The sequence below is a fragment of the Mucilaginibacter sp. P2_A5 genome (genome assembly GCF_056404995.1).
Genome location: NZ_JBFUCY010000020.1, coordinates 41254 through 56679, shown reverse-complemented (window position 1 = coordinate 56679; position 15426 = coordinate 41254). Strand labels below are relative to the sequence as shown.

Genomic DNA, 15426 nt, shown 5'->3' with positions numbered 1-15426 from the left:
AGGAATGTCAAAAATAATTTACAAGTCTGCCGAGGAAATAGAGTTGATCCGGGAAAGCGCGCTGCTGGTGTCCAGAACACATGCAGAGGTTGCTAAAGTAATAGGCCCGGGTGTTACCACTATCGAACTCGACAGACTTGCTGAAACCTTTATACGTGATAACGGCGGTATCCCCGCTTTTTTAAACTACGGCGGGTTTCCCTACTCACTCTGCATATCATTAAATGACCAGGTAGTGCACGGTTTCCCCGGAAAACATGTACTGGTAGAAGGTGATTTAGTTTCTGTTGACTGCGGTGCTGTACTGAACGGCTTCGTAGGCGATTCGGCTTTTACATTTGCCATTGGCGAAGTAAGCGATACAGTAAAAAAACTCATGCGGGTAACCAGGGAGTGTTTGGACCTGGGTGTTGCTAAAGCTGTAGCGGGTATGCGGATAGGCGATATAGGTTACGCGATACAGGAACACGCCGAGAAGAATGGCTTTGGAGTTGTTAAAGAACTTGTAGGGCATGGCGTGGGGGTTAAACTTCATGAGAAGCCCGAAGTGCCTAATTACGGTAAACGTGGATCGGGTATTAAGCTTGAAGAAGGCATGGTAATTGCCATTGAACCAATGATAAATGCCGGCCGTGCCGGTGTTAAGTTTTGGGATGATGGATGGACCGTATCAACCGTAGATAAAAAAGCATCGGCTCATTATGAGCATACAGTTGCAATAGGTAAAGGAAAACCCGACATTTTATCAACGTTTGAATATGTTGATAATGTTTTAAAAGAAAAGAATAATAATTAAATAATTTTTATTAATTTTGCATCCCGGTTTTAGGGCGGATAATTAAGTAAAAATCAACAAAATATGGCTAAACAATCTTCGATCGAACAGGACGGTACAATTAGAGAGGCATTGTCAAATGCAATGTTCAGAGTTGAGCTGGAGAACGGTCATGAGATTATAGCCCATATTTCGGGCAAAATGCGTATGCACTATATAAAAATTTTACCTGGCGACAGAGTAAAATTAGAAATGAGTCCGTACGATTTGAGTAAGGGTAGAATAACCTATAGATATAAATAAACAAAGAGATGAAAGTTAGAGCATCCATTAAAAAACGCAGCGCAGATTGCAAGATCATTCGCCGTAACGGGAAACTTTACGTTATTAACAAGAAGAATCCTAAGTACAAACAACGCCAGGGCTAAGAACAATTAATTTTGAATTAGTGAATTAGTGAGTTATTGAATTTAAAAATCATCTCGCACAATCACTAAATCACTAAATCACTAAATAAAGAATATGGCAAGGATATCAGGTATTGATTTACCAAAGAATAAAAGAGGAGAAATCGGACTTACTTACATTTTCGGTATAGGCCGCTCAACAGCTCAAAAGATTTTGACTGAGGCAGGTATCGATTTTAATACAAAAGTACAGGACTGGACCGATGAGCAGTTAGCCTCAATCCGTGGAATCATCAACGATCAGATTAAAGTGGAAGGTTCACTTCGTTCAGAAGTGCAATTGAACATTAAACGTTTGATGGACATTGGTTGCTACCGTGGTACACGTCACCGTAAAGGTTTACCATTACGTGGTCAGCGTACTAAAAACAACTCACGTACCCGTAAAGGAAAACGTAAAACAGTTGCTAACAAAAAGAAAGCTACTAAGTAGTAAATAACGATTGGTTAGCGGCGGGTAGTTATATACTTTAAGCTTACCAGGAATATGTTAATTATACAAGCAGTTAATGGGTCCGAATTATTCACTAATTCAGTAATTCACTAACTCAATAATTCAAAAAATAAAATGGCTAAAAGTAAAAAAGTTACCAAAAAGCGCATTGTGATTGTTGAGCCGGTTGGCGAAGCACACATCAATGCTACTTTTAACAACATCATCATTACCCTTACCAACAAAACCGGACAGGCTATTTCATGGTCGTCTGCAGGTAAAATGGGTTTCAAAGGTTCAAAAAAGAACACCCCTTATGCTGCCGGTCAGGCTGCTGCCGATTGCGGTAAAGTTGCTTATGACTTTGGTTTGCGTAAAGTAGAGGTGTTTGTAAAAGGCCCTGGTGCTGGTCGTGAGTCGGCTATCCGTACTTTGCAAACTGCAGGTATCGAAGTTACCACTATCAAAGACATTACACCGCTTCCACACAATGGTTGCCGTCCGTCAAAAAGAAGAAGAGTTTAATTAACAGATTTTAAAGCTAAGATTCTGCAGCTACAGGCTGTAAGATACTTTAAAAATACACAAAATGGCCAGATATACAGGACCTAAGTCCAAAATTGCACGTCGTTTCCGTGAGCCGATCTTCGGTCCGGATAAAGCGTTAGAACGTAAAAACTATCCACCGGGAATGCATGGCGCTTCAAAACGTCGTGGAAAACAATCTGAGTATTCAACTCAGTTAATGGAGAAACAAAAAGTTAAATACACTTACGGTGTATTAGAGCGTCAGTTCGAAAACTTGTTTCACCGCGCTTCGGCTAAAGAAGGTATCACAGGTGAAAACTTGCTGAAATTTTTAGAAGCCCGTTTAGATAACGCTGTTTATCGTTTAGGTATATCACCTACACGTTCAGGCGCCCGTCAGTTGGTTAACCACAAACACATTAACGTTAACGGTGCTGTTGTAAACATCGCATCATATGCATTAAAAGCTGGTGACGTTATCTCTGTACGTGAGAAATCTAAAACATTGGAAGCTATTACTACATCAGTAGCAGGTAGAAGAATCAACAAATACAGCTGGTTGGCTTGGGATGCAAATGAATTAACAGGCACATTCCTTAACTATCCTAACCGCGATGAAATTCCTGAAAACATTAAGGAGAACCTAATCGTCGAGTTGTATTCAAAATAATAAAAATAATTATCCAGGGGATGGTTGGCATATTCTGTCAATCATTTTCGTGGTTAAAATCATTTCAATTAGTAAACAATAAATAAAGGATATAAATGGCAATTTTAGCATTTCAAAAACCAGACAAGGTTATCATGCAAAAAGCAAATGATTTTGATGGTACGTTTGAATTTCGTCCGTTAGAACCAGGTTTTGGTGTAACCATTGGTAATGCTCTGCGTCGTATCTTACTTTCATCACTCGAAGGTTATGCAATTACTTCAGTACGTTTTTCGGGAGTAACGCATGAGTTTTCAACCATCAAAGGTGTTGTTGAAGACGTAACCGAGATCATCTTGAACCTTAAACAGGTTCGTTTTAAAAAGACTGGTGAATCTGGCGACAGCGAGAAAATATTTGTTATTATAAATGGCCAGGATGCTTTTAAAGCCGGAGACATTACTAAATTCTCCAACAACTTTACAGTATTAAATCCTGATCTGGTTTTATGTAACATGGACTCATCAGTAACGCTTGAAATTGAGCTTACAGTTGGTAAAGGCCGTGGTTACGTGCCGAGCGAAGAGAACAAAAATCCTGATGCAAATGTTGGCGTTATCGCTATCGACTCGATCTATACGCCGATAAAGAACGTTAAATATACCATCGAAAACTATCGTGTTGAGCAAAAAACCGACTATGAAAAATTAGTATTGGATATTGCTACTGATGGTTCTGTTCATCCTGAAGATGCTTTGAAGGAAGCTGCAAAGATCCTTATTCAGCACTTTATGTTGTTCAGCGATGAAAACATGATGCTTGAAGCACAGGCTAAAGAAGAAACTAAAGAAGTTGACGAGGAAATTTTGCACATGCGTAAGATCCTTAAAACCGAATTGGTTGATCTTGACCTTTCTGTGCGTGCATTAAATTGCCTTAAAGCTGCAGATATCCGCAGCCTGGCCGATTTGGTATCGTACGATGTTGCTGATATGTTAAAGTTCAGGAACTTTGGTAAAAAATCATTAACTGAAATCCAGGACCTGGTTAAATCAAAAGGTTTATCTTTTGGTATGAACCTGTCTAAATTTAAGTTAGACGAGGAATAATAAAAAGAATCAAGAGTCAGGAATCAAGACACAAGAAAAGTCCTGATTCTTGACTCTTAATTCTTGAATCTAAAATAAAAATAGCGAAGGCATAATTCCGAAGGCTTGAGTAAATCGCCGGACGGTATGCACGTGAAATAATTTAAAACAATGAGACACGGAAACAAAAACAATCACTTAGGCCGTACTACCAGCCATCGCAAGGCGATGCTGTCGAACATGGCGACTTCGCTTATCTTACACAAGCGTATTACTACAACATTAGCTAAAGCAAAAGTTTTACGCGGTTATATCGAACCACTTTTAACTAAATCAAAAAGCGATACTACTCACTCTCGTCGTACAGTGTTTAGCTACCTGCAAGATAAAGATGCTACAACTATCCTTTTCCGCGAGATTGCTGAGAAGATAGCTAACCGCCCAGGTGGTTATACCCGTATCATCAAGTTAGAAAACCGTTTAGGTGATAACGCCGAAATGGCGATCATCGAGTTAGTAGATTATAACACTGTTTACGGTGTTGATACTGCTGCGGTAACAAAAAAATCAACACGTCGTCGTGGTGGTTCGGCTAAGGCTAAAACAGCAGCACCAGTTGCAGCTGAGGAAGCAGTAGTTGCTGAAGAAGTTAAAGAAGCGCCGGTTGCAGAAACTGAAGCTCCTGCATCTCCTGAAGCTGAAGAAAACGCTGAAAAAGGAGAATAATTAATTTCTCTTTTAAATATTAAAAACGCCCTGTTCATTTGAGCAGGGCGTTTTATTTTGACATGATTTTCTGAATTGAACAGGATTGAAAGGATTCTATCTGTCAGATGGTGATCTGTCAAGTCTATAGGTCAACAATCCTTCTACATTCTCCACTTGCTCAAATTGGCATTTATCCAGTAAGCGGCACGATGGCAGGTTATCGGCATAAGTATGCACAATGATGGCTTTTACAAATTGGTGGGTAAATGCCCATTTGATCATCACCTTTAAAGCCTCGGTGGCAAACCCCTTGTTGTGATGATTTCCATCTATCATATAGCCTATTTCCGCTTCGCCGTTTTCGTTTGGATAGCCCGCGAAGCCCATGCCGCCGACGGGGGTGTTTGTACTTTTAAGCACCAGTTCCCAATCGGTATACCATAGGTATTTATCGCGGTAGGTGAGGGTATTGGGTAGCCAGAAGTTATCCAGCGCATCGGTAATTTCATTATTGTACAACGGGTCGACCAGCATATTTGATGGGGTTAGCCCGATAGAGATTTCCAATAGGGCACGGTTTTGCCGTAGCAGCAAGAGTTGCTCGTGTGTTAACGGTATCAGTTTTAACCGTTCAGATTCGATAAAAAACATTTGATTTGTTTGGAATTAAATAACAATAGTAAACCAGTTCTCTTTTTGAACAGTGAATGTTAAGCTTTGCTTGCAAAGCTTTTGTTATACAATTCCAGGCGAAGTAATTAGCCTGATTTGATTTATGGGTAACAGAGGCGTTTTGTTTGTTGGGATAAAGATGGGAATTTAGTTTGTAAATAACTAATGATGGAAAGGTTGTTGGCGACGCAGAATTTGCGTTAGGGGTAGCAGCGGGTACCGGCTTGAGCTTAAGGCCTGTGCAGTATGAGCGGATGACCCGGCCGCAGGCAACGCCCTTGTTGGTTTCTATTGGTAATGGCCTTTAAAGGAGTAAATAATTATTATGTCATCAATTACCTCGTAAACAACACGATGTTTAACATCAATTCGTCGTGGCCATTTACCTGAATATGCATATTTCAGCGGTTCCGGCTTACCTATACCGGTGAAAGGTGTTTCTTTGATAGAGGAGAGAAGTTGTTCAATTTTCTTTACAATATTCGATTGGCCACTTTTTAAGAAAAATTTAATGTCTTCTTTTGCTGCATCAGTTATTCTAAGTTCCATATATCAGCAGGTTCTATTTTTGTAGTCCGGCCCGCTTTAAAATCTGCCTCACTTTTCTCCATTTTTGCAATAAACTCTGGGTTGTACGATTTATCTTTGCTTTTTTCAGTTTTAAAGTCAACTTTAAGCGCTTTCATAATTGCCTTTAATGTTGCCAGCTGTTCTTTATCTTTAGGTAGTACTATTAAAGTTTCCATATACAAATTTACATTTTATTAAATAAAATTCCGAGACCGTTTTTGACTAAAGGATACCTCTTTCTCCTTTACATTTCACCACAGACCATCACTTTTCTGCCAACCTGTCACCATAGTTTATGACTTTTCTGACGCTGTAATTGTCATGATGACTATATACGCTGACAAATGAATATTGGCACAAACGTTGATAAATAGCTGTTGTAGTAAAATTTAATAAATCAGAAAAAACAATCATATGTCTAAAATAATTGGAATCGACTTAGGAACAACCAACTCCTGCGTGTCTGTAATGGAAGGTAACGAACCTGTAGTTATAGCAAATAGCGAGGGAAAACGTACTACGCCATCCGTTGTAGCTTTTATTGATAACGGCGAGCGTAAAGTTGGTGATCCGGCTAAACGTCAGGCAATCACTAACCCTACAAAAACCATTTCGTCTATCAAGCGCTTTATGGGTAACCAGTTTAACGAAGTTACCAACGAGGCTGCACGCGTACCTTACAAGGTAGTTAAAGGAGATAACAACACCCCGCGTGTTGAAATTGGCGACCGTAAATACACTCCGCAAGAGATTTCGGCCATGATCCTTCAGAAAATGAAGAAAACTGCCGAAGACTTTTTAGGAACTGAAGTTACTGAAGCCGTTATTACTGTACCTGCTTACTTTAACGATGCACAACGCCAGGCAACTAAGGAAGCCGGTGAAATTGCTGGTTTAAAAGTTCGCCGTATTATCAACGAACCTACTGCTGCTGCCTTAGCTTATGGCTTTGATAAAGCGCACAAGGATATGAAAATTGCGGTATTTGACTGCGGTGGTGGTACACATGACGTATCTATCCTTGAATTAGGTGATGGTGTATTTGAAGTAAAATCAACCGATGGTGATACACACTTAGGTGGTGACGACTTTGACCAGGTAATTATTGACTGGTTAGCTGACGAATTTAAAAGCGACGAAGGTATTGATCTGCGTAAAGATCCAATGGCTTTACAACGTTTAAAAGAATCGGCCGAAAAAGCTAAAATTGAGTTGTCAAGTTCTGCACAAACAGAAATTAACTTGCCATACATTACCGCTGCCGATGGTATGCCTAAGCACCTGGTTAAAACGTTAACCCGTGCTAAATTTGAGCAACTGGCAGATAGCCTGATTAAACGTACTATTGAGCCTTGCAAAACAGCGTTGAAAAATGCAGGTTACAGCACATCAGATATCGACGAAGTTATCCTGGTAGGTGGTTCAACCCGTATCCCTGCTATTCAGGAAGCTGTTCAGAAATTCTTTGGCAAAACGCCTTCAAAAGGTGTTAACCCTGATGAGGTTGTAGCTATCGGTGCTGCTATTCAAGGTGGTGTATTAACAGGCGAAGTTAAGGACGTGTTGTTGTTAGATGTTACCCCGCTTTCATTAGGTATCGAAACTATGGGTGGTGTAATGACCAAATTAATTGAATCGAACACTACTATCCCTACTAAAAAATCTGAAACTTTCTCAACTGCCAGCGATAGCCAGCCATCTGTTGAGATCCATATATTGCAAGGCGAGCGTCCGATGGCTGCGGGTAACCGTACTATAGGCCGTTTCCACCTGGATGGTATTCCGCCAGCACCTCGCGGTGTGCCACAAATCGAAGTAACATTTGATATTGATGCAAACGGTATATTGCATGTATCTGCTAAAGATAAAGCAACAGGTAAAGAACAAAAAATCCGTATCGAAGCTTCTTCAGGCTTAACTGATGCCGAGATCAAGAAGATGAAAGACGAAGCTGAAGCTAACGCCGATGCCGACAAAAAAGCACGCGAAGAAGTTGAAAAATTGAATGGTGCCGATGCCCTGATCTTCTCGACAGAAAAACAATTGAAGGAGTATGGTGATAAAATATCTGCCGACAAAAAAGCTCCGATTGAAGCCGGTTTGACTAAGCTGAAAGAAGCTTATGCTGCTAAAAACTTTGATGCAATTGATGCTGCTCAAACTGAATTGAACGCTGCATGGGCTACTGCATCTGAAGAGATGTACAAAGCTGCAGGCGACGCTCAAGGCGGACAACCAGAAGGTAACGCAGGTGCAGGTGCTCAGGACAATGCCGACACCGTAACCGATGTTGACTTTGAAGAAGTAAAAGACGAAAAATAATCATCAAGTTTCGTTAACTATATAGTAAAGCCCGGTTGGAGAAATTCAGCCGGGCTTTGTTGTGAGGCTATTGCTTACGGGCGAGTAGGGGGCACCTACGGAGCCCACTCTTTTTTCTTTATCTTGCTACAAACACGAGACTCCTCCGGAGTCAAGCTTCATCGATTTGTATCTTTCTAAAAAGGCTGCAGGTTTTAATATAATTCTGTTATAAATTTGCAGGTACGATATTTTAGGCTCCAGCGGAGCCCCGTGTTTATAGCTAATTTGACATGTGCTTTTGGCTCCGTAGGTGCCTCCTATAAAATTATACATGCCTACTCAATAAACTCGAATAGATATTGTTCCTCAAAGGGAATTTCGAATTTGGTCAGCAATTCTAAATACTCGTCTTTGAATGATCGCTTTTCATGGTGTTTTTCTTGATTCAAAACATACTTAACAACAGCATCGATATGTGAATGTGAATAGGAGAAAACGCCGTAGCCTTCTTACCAGGCAAATTTACCTTTGACCCAATTTTTACTATTGATAAACTCGTTACTCTCCACTTTTATCTCTTTAACAAAATCTGAAATAAGGATGGTGGGTTTAAATCCAACAAATACATGTGTGTGATCGGGCATACAATTAATAGCCAGTAATTTTGCTTTCCTAACTTGAACCAGGGAAGTAATATACTTGTGTACCTCTTCCTTGTTGTTTTTAGATATCAAGCTTTGTCTGTCTTTTACGGCAAATACAAATTGAAGATAAATTTGAGAGAAAGTATTTGCCATTGTGATACTGATGTATATTATCGACCAATTTATGTAAGATCGGCAGCATTTCAAAGTAGGTTTTAGTATAAGTTTATAGCACTGTCTGTCATAAATAATCTTATTTTTACTCCATAACTAAAGGCAAATAAATATCAATGTCAACAAAACCAATAGTAACCGGCCTGATGGCCTATGGCATGTCGGGCCGTATTTTTCACGCGCCGTTTATAGCAACTAATCCCGGCTTTACTTTTAAAGCTATTGTAGAGCGCCATGAAAAAAAGGCCGGCAAAGTATATCCGGATGTAATCAGCTATAACACTATTGAAGAATTGCTGAATGACGCTGAAATTGAGTTGATTATTGTAAATACACCAAACGATACACACTTTGATTACGCGGTGCGGGCGTTAAACGTCGGTAAACATGTGCTGATAGAAAAACCGGCGGCAGTTACTTCGGCAGAAGTAAAGGCACTATTTGATTTGAGCAGGCAACTCGGTAAAAAAGTAATGATCTACCAAAACCGCCGGTACGATAGTGGTTTCATCTCTGTAAAAAAGGTGATTGAAAGTGGCCGCCTTGGCGAACTGATAGAAGTGAATTTCAGGCTCGACAGGTACCGTATGTCTATCGGGACAAAGCAATTTAAGGAGACTAAAGAAACGCCGGGTAACGGCTTAACGTACGATTTGGGCGCGCACCTGGTTGATAACGCCATTAGTATTTTTGGCCGGCCGTTAAGTTATGTGAAAACTACAGCCGCACATCGTCCCGGCTCGCAGGTAGATGATTACTTTCACATTCACTTAAGTTATCCAAATCAACTGAACGTATACCTGACATCCGGCCTGCTTATTGCCGAGCATCTGCCGGGCTTTGTTGTACACGGTACATTGGGCAGTTTTGTAAAGTTGCGTACCGATGTGCAGGAGGCTCAACTGGATACCGGAATGATGCCGGATGCAGCAGGTTTTGGTGTTGAGCCCGAAGGTAGCGAGGGTAAACTGGTGTTGATGGGGCCTGATAATGAGAAAACAGTAGAGTGGGTTCCGTCAGACAAGGGTAATTATAATGGTTTATTTGATGCTGTGTATCATACTGTACGCGAAAATGCGTTATTCCCGATAACTGAGGAACAAATAGCCTGGCAGATTGAATTGCTGGAAAGCTAAAAATATCGTAACTATGCTTTAATGAAATATTATATCAACATAATGAAAAGAATATGTTTGTTGTTTTGCCTTATTGTAGCCGCGGGCTGCAGCCAGGCCCAAACCATACCTGCCAATAGCAAAATTGCCCCATATCATATATTAACCACCGACAGTGTTTATGTTACCCCCGCCGACCTGAAAAAAAACAAGCCGGTAATGGTAATCTATTTCTCGCCCGATTGCAGTCACTGCCAGCACTTGATGTATGATTTAAAACCCGAACTGGATAAGCTGAAAGGGGTGCAGATTGTAATGATCACCTTTGTGAACCAGTTGAAGGCCATACAGGTATTTCAGCGCGATTTTGATTTGGCTAAATATCATAACATCATTATAGGTACCGAAGGGTATACTTATGTTGTGCAACGCTATTACCACGTGCAAACCACGCCGTACATTGCCATTTATGATAAAAACGGAAAACTTGCCCAGGCTTATGATAAAGTGCCAAAAATTCCGGTACTGATGGATGCGATTAAGAAAGTGTAACTTTTGATTTGAAAATTTGAAGATTTGAGAATTTGAAAATGGTTTATTAACTAAATCTTCAAACTATTTTACGCTCATAACAGTGTGCCCAAAATCGATATTAAGCGAATTGAAAATGCCCTTATAATTCAATCATAAGGGCATTTTCAAATCTTCAAATTACCAAATTTTCAAATTGTTATTGTTGTTGCTGTTGTTGTTGCTGAATGATCTCCAAATGCCTTTGATAGCTGTTTTTAGGGGTACTATCTGTGGTACGATGCAGCAATTCGTTATCATGATGGGCTTTATGATCTATACTTGTAAAAGTATTTTCGTCGTCATCTACACTCACGGCTACTTCCAGTTTATGGCCCGATGAGCCTTTATAAACACCCTTTACCGGCGAGCAATCCGAAAAATTACGGCCAACAGCCAAACGCACGTGGGTTTCGTTGGCGATACAGTTATTGGTAGGGTCGATGCCCAGCCAGCCATAATCGGGTATGTAAGCCTCGGCCCAGGCATGGGTGGCGCCTTCGCCGCGCATGGTGCTGCTATTGGTGCAAATGTAGCCGCTTACATAACGGGCTGGTATTTTTAGCAAACGCAGCATCACCATTAAAATGTGTGCAAAATCCTGGCAAACACCAGCTTTCAGCTTCCAAACCTCATCAAGCGTGGTTTCAACGCTGGTTACTCCTTTAATGTATTCAAAATTTTGGTACACGTAGCCGCAAAAGCGCAACGCTATCTGGAACGGGGTATCATCCAATGCTCTTTCCTGCTCAACAATAACCTGTAGTTCGGGCAGGCCTTCAAAATATTCCTGCTTCAAAAAGTCGATATAAGGCACCATGTATTGAATATGTTTAAGATATTCCCACTGCTGATCGGGAAAAATATCTGTAACAGGTAGTGGTCGTTGCCTGGTTGTAACGCTTAATTTTGAATTGATAACCATTACAGAATGCGGTTCGCTGTAGGTGAAGCTGCCTATTTCATTGCCATAATAATCAATATGGGTATCTACAACCGGGCTGCCGGTTATAGATAACTCATGGTGTGTTACATCCTGGTACTCGTCCTTTATCGGGTAAAGTACAATCTGGTTGGCGCTGTCGCGTACCATCCCTTCATAGCTGTACTTGGTAATATGTTGTATCTTAAAGTCGGGCATGTTTTTTTGAATTAGTTAATTTGAGGATTTGAAAATTTGAAAATGACCTCTTAGTCAGTTAATCCAGTCTTCAAATCACTCCTTATTCTTCATCTTCAAATTTTCAAATTCTCAAATCTTCAAATTATTAAGAGTTTGCAAAGTAATATTCATTTAATGAGTTACCAATGCCATAAAGTTCTTTCCTGGTTTGCGTTAAAAACAAATGCAGGCCCTCATCGCGGATGCTTTTTACCGAACTGTACTTGATCCGGCTTTGCAACCTGCCTATCTGGAACGACATTTCGCGGAAGGTATCTACATTGCTGTCATTTTTCAACCTGTCAAAATACCGGTGTATGTTATTTACCGAATAGATAACCGAGCGGGGGAAGTCGTTATTCAAAGCAACCTGCTCCAGTACGTTTTCGGCCTCAAAACCCTCGCGGTATGTTTTCAGGTACAACTCATATCCGCCTAATGAAAGTAAAAGATGTTTCCAGTAGGTAGTGTCTGTCAGCAAATCGGGATTATCGCTTACCGAACTGAATTTGGTATCCAAAATATCCACCGATTGTATGGCCCGCTCCAGGTACTTGCCAATATTCATAAAGCTGCGGCCTTCGCCACGCTCCATGGTGATTTCGGCTGTGCCGTAGTAAAGCATTACTTGTTTTATCAAGATATCAAGCACGCCAATAGGGTCCTCGCGCTGTAAGGAACGCTCCAGGCGCGAATCTTTTACCGTATGGTAATACTCGTTAAGGCATTGCCAAAGGTCCTTAGAGATGTGCTCCTGCACGCCACGGGCATTTTCCCTGGCCAGGGTTATAATGTTCAGTATCGAGTTAGGATTGTTTTTGCCCGTAACCATGTATTTTAAAACTGCCCGGCTATCATTTTCCAGTTTGTCAATTTCCGCCTCTTTAATTCCGGCAAAAATCCTGATCACCGGCTCCCAGGTAAACTCCTGTACGGTATCCTGCGATGAGGCATAATTAATTTTGAGCATCCGCAGCATACCATCGCTGCGCTCAATGTAACGGCTTAACCAATAAAAACTTGCTGCAACCCTGCTTAACATATTAGCCCCCTAACCCCCTGAAGGGGGAATGATTTTTTAATAATGAATATCGAATGTCCAATATCGAATGATGAATTAAATTATTAATGAAGATAGGTTTTACTTCGATGTTCATTATTCAAAATTCGATGTTCGGTGTTAATAGTCCTTTTTTCCTTGTCTTTTTATACTTCGTCCTAACCTACGCCAGCACCCACGTATCCTTACTGCCTCCCCCTTGCGAGCTATTTACTACCAGTGAGCCTTCTTTTAAAGCCACACGGGTTAGGCCGCCAGGTACAATCTCAATGCCATCGGGGCCATACAATGCGTAAGGCCTTAAATCAATGCGGCGGGGCTTTAACGAACCCTGCATATAACACGGCGCTGCCGAAAGGCTGATGGTAGGCTGGGCTATAAAATTACGGGGATCTTTCAGGATCTCTTTTTTATACTCTTCAATTTCTTCTTCCGATGCCGCGTGCCCCATCAGCATGCCGTAGCCGCCGCTGCCGTTGGTTTTTTTAACTACCATTTTATTCAGGTTTTTAAAAACATGCTCGCGCTCGTCGGGGTTGCCCAACTGGTGGGTAGGTACGTTTTTCAGTATCGGCTCTTCGTTCAGGTAATAACGGATCATATCCGGCACGTATACATAAACCGCTTTATCGTCGGCCACGCCGGTGCCAATAGCATTTACAATAGCTACATTGCCTTTGCGGTAAGCCCCCATGATACCCGCTACACCCAGCATACTCGCGGGGTTAAATACCAGCGGATCTAAATACTCATCGTCAACCCGGCGATAAATTACATCTACCTGCTGTAAGCCTGTGGTAGTTTTCATATAAACCTTATGGTTGTTTACCACCAGGTCGCGCCCTTCCACCAGTTCAACGCCCATCAGCCGGGCCAAGGTGGTATGCTCAAAATAAGCCGAGTTATAAATTCCCGGGCTCAATAATACTATAGTAGGATTGGAGATTTGCCTTGGCGATAGCGCCAGCAAATTTTTATACAATATCGTTGGATACTCTGTAACACTCCTTACACCGCACTGGGGCAGCAAATCGGGGAATAAACGTTTGGTTATTTCGCGGTTTTCCAGCATATAGCTTACGCCCGACGGGGTGCGCAGGTTATCTTCCAGTACATAAAAAGTACCATCTTCATCGCGGATCAGATCGATGCCCGAGATATGTACATAAATATCATAAGGTACCTTCAGTTGGTACATCTCGCGTAAAAAGTGCGGGCACGAGTAAATGATATCAATAGGCACAATACCATCCTTTACAATAAACTGGTTATTGTATATATCCTTCAAAAAATGGTTTAACGCAGTAAGCCGCTGTTTAATACCCTTCTCTACAAAAGCCCATTCGCTTGCGGTAATAATGCGCGGGATAATGTCAAACGGAAAAATCTTTTCAATGCCTTCGCCACTGTTGTACACGGTAAAGGTGATACCCTGGCTCATAAAAAGACGCTTGGCCAGTTCYTCTTTTTTGTTCAAATCGTCGGCCGATTCCTGCGAAATATATTCTATTACCTTACGATAATGCTCGCGAACATTGCTGTCCAGGCCATACATTTCGTCCCAAACACCACTTATCGGGTTGTATTTATCAAAATAAGCTGATTCCTGCATATGAAATTGTGAAGATTTGAAGATTACTAATCAGTTATTTTTTAAAAATGTAATTTATGAAGTGTTTTTGATAAAAAAGCAAATTATTTTGAATTTTTTGCGATTATTTTAATTGATTTTTCATTTTTAACAAAGTTTATGTATTGATATGGTAATTTAATTGATAAAAGTTGTTTTAAACACCTGATTGTCTTTGTCTAAAATATCAATCATCAGCATTGTATCTTTGCATAAACCTTATACAATTATTCATGTTATCTCAAATCATTAAAAAGTATGGCCTGTTGTGTGGAGCACTATTGCTGCTGCTCCCGGCTTGCGACAATAACAAACGGTCGAAGGGCTCATTGCCTGCTAAAGCAGCAGCCAAGGTCAACGCAGTTAATACTGCGTCAGAAAGTTTCAATATATTCTTCAATAGGTTTAGCACCGATTCTGCGTTTCAAATATCAAGGATCGAGTTCCCGCTAAAGTTAACGATAATTGGCGGCGAAGGTGAAGGCGATACCACAAAATTTCTCCAAAAAAAAGATTGGTGGTTTCAGGATCCGCAAAAACAAAAAGATATAATAGTAAGACCTCAGCGGATTGACAAAACGACTGTGGCCGTCCATCTGCTAATAGATGAAACAGGATTTTCGGTTTATCGCAATTTTGTAAAGCGGAAAGGAAAATGGTGGATGACTTCAATTAGAGACGAATCTGATTGAAGTTTTATGTTTTATGGCGTTTCAGCCGCTGGTAGAAGCGGCTGCCGGGCTATTCATTGCAAGTCCTCGCAAGCCTTCGCTCACATCCCTGCCATGCTCCGGGCTTTTCATTGCTATCCCTAACGCTTAATAATTGATGGCAACGATACCTTTGCTTTGTTAAATAATATTCCAATTTCGGGCAT

Annotated in this window: 19 protein-coding genes; 12 read left to right on the top strand and 7 right to left on the bottom strand. The window is 40.9% G+C overall.

Going from position 1 to position 15426, the window contains the following annotated elements:
- Nucleotides 1-4 precede the first annotated feature (4 nt).
- The 8 genes from map to rplQ all read left to right on the top strand — a co-directional run bounded on the left by map (nucleotide 5) and on the right by rplQ (nucleotide 4666).
- The gene (gene map, locus AC1DXF_RS18325; RefSeq protein WP_477450168.1) at nucleotides 5-796 is read left to right on the top strand and encodes a type I methionyl aminopeptidase; all 792 of its coding nucleotides are present in this window, start codon (nucleotides 5-7) and stop codon (nucleotides 794-796) included.
- A gap of 63 nt (nucleotides 797-859) precedes the next feature.
- Entirely contained in the window at nucleotides 860-1078 is a 219-nt protein-coding gene (infA, locus tag AC1DXF_RS18320) for a translation initiation factor IF-1 (RefSeq protein WP_090643449.1), read from the top strand.
- Nucleotides 1079-1086: 8 nt separating this feature from the next.
- Nucleotides 1087-1203 carry a 50S ribosomal protein L36 gene (gene rpmJ, locus AC1DXF_RS18315; RefSeq protein WP_074487407.1) on the top strand — a complete coding sequence of 39 codons (117 nt, stop codon included), beginning with the start codon at nucleotides 1087-1089 and terminating at the stop codon, nucleotides 1201-1203.
- A 94-nt stretch (nucleotides 1204-1297) separates the two neighbouring features.
- Nucleotides 1298-1675: a 30S ribosomal protein S13 gene (rpsM, locus tag AC1DXF_RS18310; protein WP_090643454.1), complete on the top strand. Its 378-nt coding sequence runs from the start codon at nucleotides 1298-1300 to the stop codon at nucleotides 1673-1675.
- A 135-nt stretch (nucleotides 1676-1810) separates the two neighbouring features.
- Nucleotides 1811-2200: a 30S ribosomal protein S11 gene (gene rpsK, locus AC1DXF_RS18305; protein ID WP_090643458.1), complete on the top strand. Its 390-nt coding sequence runs from the start codon at nucleotides 1811-1813 to the stop codon at nucleotides 2198-2200.
- A 64-nt stretch (nucleotides 2201-2264) separates the two neighbouring features.
- A complete protein-coding gene (rpsD, locus tag AC1DXF_RS18300; RefSeq protein ID WP_477359167.1) occupies nucleotides 2265-2873 on the top strand; it encodes a 30S ribosomal protein S4 in 609 nt (202 codons plus the stop codon).
- 95 nt (nucleotides 2874-2968) lie between these two features.
- A complete protein-coding gene (locus AC1DXF_RS18295; protein ID WP_090643464.1) occupies nucleotides 2969-3961 on the top strand; it encodes a DNA-directed RNA polymerase subunit alpha in 993 nt (330 codons plus the stop codon).
- Between the two features lie 150 nt (nucleotides 3962-4111).
- Nucleotides 4112-4666 carry a 50S ribosomal protein L17 gene (gene rplQ / locus AC1DXF_RS18290; RefSeq protein WP_477450167.1) on the top strand — a complete coding sequence of 185 codons (555 nt, stop codon included), beginning with the start codon at nucleotides 4112-4114 and terminating at the stop codon, nucleotides 4664-4666.
- Nucleotides 4667-4762: 96 nt separating this feature from the next.
- On the opposite strand, the gene AC1DXF_RS18285 is transcribed toward rplQ, so the two are convergent.
- The 3 genes from AC1DXF_RS18285 to AC1DXF_RS18275 all read right to left on the bottom strand — a co-directional run bounded on the left by AC1DXF_RS18285 (nucleotide 4763) and on the right by AC1DXF_RS18275 (nucleotide 6066).
- Complete coding sequence (locus AC1DXF_RS18285; protein ID WP_477450166.1) at nucleotides 4763-5299, bottom strand: GNAT family N-acetyltransferase; 537 nt, start codon at nucleotides 5297-5299, stop codon at nucleotides 4763-4765.
- 309 nt (nucleotides 5300-5608) lie between these two features.
- A complete protein-coding gene (locus AC1DXF_RS18280; RefSeq protein WP_477450165.1) occupies nucleotides 5609-5869 on the bottom strand; it encodes a Txe/YoeB family addiction module toxin in 261 nt (86 codons plus the stop codon).
- A complete protein-coding gene (locus tag AC1DXF_RS18275; protein ID WP_477450164.1) occupies nucleotides 5854-6066 on the bottom strand; it encodes a DUF2683 family protein in 213 nt (70 codons plus the stop codon). Before AC1DXF_RS18275 ends, AC1DXF_RS18280 begins: the two co-directional genes overlap by 16 nt.
- Before the next feature lie 238 nt (nucleotides 6067-6304).
- Here AC1DXF_RS18275 and dnaK point away from each other — a divergent pair, with 238 nt between their 5' ends.
- Nucleotides 6305-8212, top strand: a complete 1908-nt coding sequence (dnaK, locus tag AC1DXF_RS18270; RefSeq protein WP_477450163.1) for a molecular chaperone DnaK — start codon at nucleotides 6305-6307, stop codon at nucleotides 8210-8212.
- 491 nt (nucleotides 8213-8703) lie between these two features.
- On the opposite strand, the gene tnpA is transcribed toward dnaK, so the two are convergent.
- Nucleotides 8704-8991, bottom strand: a complete 288-nt coding sequence (gene tnpA / locus AC1DXF_RS18265; protein ID WP_477450162.1) for an IS200/IS605 family transposase — start codon at nucleotides 8989-8991, stop codon at nucleotides 8704-8706.
- Nucleotides 8992-9128: 137 nt separating this feature from the next.
- On the opposite strand from tnpA, the gene AC1DXF_RS18260 reads away from it, so the two are divergent.
- Nucleotides 9129-10148: a Gfo/Idh/MocA family oxidoreductase gene (locus AC1DXF_RS18260; RefSeq protein ID WP_477450161.1), complete on the top strand. Its 1020-nt coding sequence runs from the start codon at nucleotides 9129-9131 to the stop codon at nucleotides 10146-10148.
- 42 nt (nucleotides 10149-10190) lie between these two features.
- Entirely contained in the window at nucleotides 10191-10679 is a 489-nt protein-coding gene (locus tag AC1DXF_RS18255; protein WP_477450160.1) for a TlpA family protein disulfide reductase, read from the top strand.
- A 178-nt stretch (nucleotides 10680-10857) separates the two neighbouring features.
- On the opposite strand, the gene AC1DXF_RS18250 is transcribed toward AC1DXF_RS18255, so the two are convergent.
- The 3 genes from AC1DXF_RS18250 to AC1DXF_RS18240 all read right to left on the bottom strand — a co-directional run bounded on the left by AC1DXF_RS18250 (nucleotide 10858) and on the right by AC1DXF_RS18240 (nucleotide 14531).
- Nucleotides 10858-11838, bottom strand: coding sequence for a transglutaminase family protein (locus AC1DXF_RS18250; RefSeq protein ID WP_477450159.1), 981 nt, complete (start codon nucleotides 11836-11838; stop codon nucleotides 10858-10860).
- A 127-nt stretch (nucleotides 11839-11965) separates the two neighbouring features.
- Complete coding sequence (locus tag AC1DXF_RS18245; protein WP_477450158.1) at nucleotides 11966-12901, bottom strand: alpha-E domain-containing protein; 936 nt, start codon at nucleotides 12899-12901, stop codon at nucleotides 11966-11968.
- Nucleotides 12902-13082: 181 nt separating this feature from the next.
- Nucleotides 13083-14531 carry a circularly permuted type 2 ATP-grasp protein gene (locus AC1DXF_RS18240; protein WP_090643501.1) on the bottom strand — a complete coding sequence of 483 codons (1449 nt, stop codon included), beginning with the start codon at nucleotides 14529-14531 and terminating at the stop codon, nucleotides 13083-13085.
- A 251-nt stretch (nucleotides 14532-14782) separates the two neighbouring features.
- On the opposite strand from AC1DXF_RS18240, the gene AC1DXF_RS18235 reads away from it, so the two are divergent.
- Nucleotides 14783-15241, top strand: a complete 459-nt coding sequence (locus tag AC1DXF_RS18235; RefSeq protein ID WP_477450157.1) for a hypothetical protein — start codon at nucleotides 14783-14785, stop codon at nucleotides 15239-15241.
- The last annotated feature ends 185 nt before the right edge of the window (nucleotides 15242-15426 follow it).